At 74.2% G+C, this 1612-nt stretch carries 1 protein-coding gene; it reads left to right on the forward strand.

The window, feature by feature from the left end; translation table 11 throughout:
• Positions 1-198: 198 nt before the first annotated feature.
• On the forward strand, positions 199-1461 hold the full coding sequence (locus HF577_RS37155) for an MFS transporter (RefSeq protein ID WP_169400678.1): 1263 nt from the start codon (positions 199-201) through the stop codon (positions 1459-1461).
• Positions 1462-1612 lie beyond the last annotated feature (151 nt).

Here is a 1612-nt window from a genome sequence, read left to right on the forward strand (position 1 = left end):
TCGCCACACACCTGTTGCAGCAAAGCCACGTTCATGCAGCCACGTTGCGTGAAAGTGGCTTTGCTGCAACAGGTGTGTGGCGATGCCCGGGGAGTGGGTGCGCCGTGCACCGATTCTGCTGACCGGACGCGTACGGTTGCCTACGCTCGGTGCAGCGGGCCGCACCGCGGCGTGACATCTGTCGAGGGGAGCGGCCGGATGGCGGGTGGAGAGCTGGGCGCGGTGTTCCGCGTGCGGGAGTTCCGGGTCGTCTGGGCCGCCGAGCTCCTCTCGATCGCCGGCGACCAGCTGGCCCGCGTCGCGCTGGCCGTCCTGGTGTACGGCCGGACCGGTTCCGCCGCATGGGCCGCCGCCACCTACGCGCTCACCTTCCTGCCGGCGCTGCTCGGCGGGGTGCTCCTGTCCGGCCTGGCCGACCGGTACCGCCGCCGCGAGGTCATGATCGGCTCGGACGTCCTGCGCGCCGTGCTCGTCGCCGCCATGGCCATCCCGCACCTGCCGCTGTGGGCGCTCTGCGCGCTCCTGGTGATGGTGGTGCTGCTCGGCTCGCCCCACACCGCAGCCCAGGGCGCGCTCCTGCCCGAGATCCTGCGGGGGGAGCTCTACGAGCGCGGGCTGGCCGTCCGGCAGATCACGAGCCAGACCGCGCAGCTGGTCGGGTTCGCCAGCGGCGGGGTGCTCGTCGCCGCCATCAGTCCGTCGCTGGCGCTGCTGGCCAACGCGGTGTCGTTCGCGCTCTCGGCCGTCCTCGTGCGCACCGGCGTCGCCGACCGGCCCCGGCCCGGCACCACCGACGGGGACGACGAGGCCGCCGCCGACGCCCCCGCCGGGGGGCTGCGCGGCGTCGTCGCCGCGCTCGTGGAGATCGCCACCGACCCGCGGCGGCGAGCGCTCGTGCTCCTGGCGTGGCTCGTCGGGTGGTACGTCGTGCCCGAAGCACTCGCCGCGCCGTATGCCGACCAGCTCGGAGCCGGCCCCGCCGTCGTGGGGCTCCTGATGGCGGCCGACCCGCTGGGGAGCGTGGTCGGGGCATGGCTGTTCGTCCGGTTCGTCCCGGCCGAGACGCGGGCGCGGCTCGTCGGGGTGCTCGCCGTCGGCGCCGGCCTGCCGTTGATCCTCTGCCTCTTCCGCCCCCCGCTCCCGCTCACGCTCCTGCTGTGGGGGGTGTCCGGGATGCTGTCCACCGCCTATCTCCTGCAGACGCAGGCGAGCTTCGTCCGGGCGACGCCGACGGTGGGGCGCGGACGGGCGATCGGGGTCGCGGCGTCCGGCATCATCGCGGCGCAGGGAGCGGCCGTGCTCATCGGCGGGTTGCTGGCCGACACCTGGGACCCGTCCACCGCCATTGCGGTGGCCGGGAGTGTGGGGGCCGTCCTCGCGCTGGGGGTCGCCGTCGCGTGGCACCGTGCCAACCGGCCCGACACCGAGACCGTCGGCTCGACGGTCCTCTCGCGCGGCTGACCCCACCCCCGTCCCGCGGGCCACCTGCTCGGCCTCCGGCTGATCGACCTCACCAGTTGTGGTTGCGCATCGCGCGTCCTCCTTCCTGTTCACCGGGTTGCGGGATGGGCTCACCAGTTGTGGTTGCGCACGGGCTGTCCCTTCCTCGGGG

Source organism: Pseudonocardia xinjiangensis (genome assembly GCF_012911925.1).
In the GTDB taxonomy this organism is placed as follows: Bacteria; Actinomycetota; Actinomycetes; order Mycobacteriales; family Pseudonocardiaceae; genus Pseudonocardia; species Pseudonocardia xinjiangensis.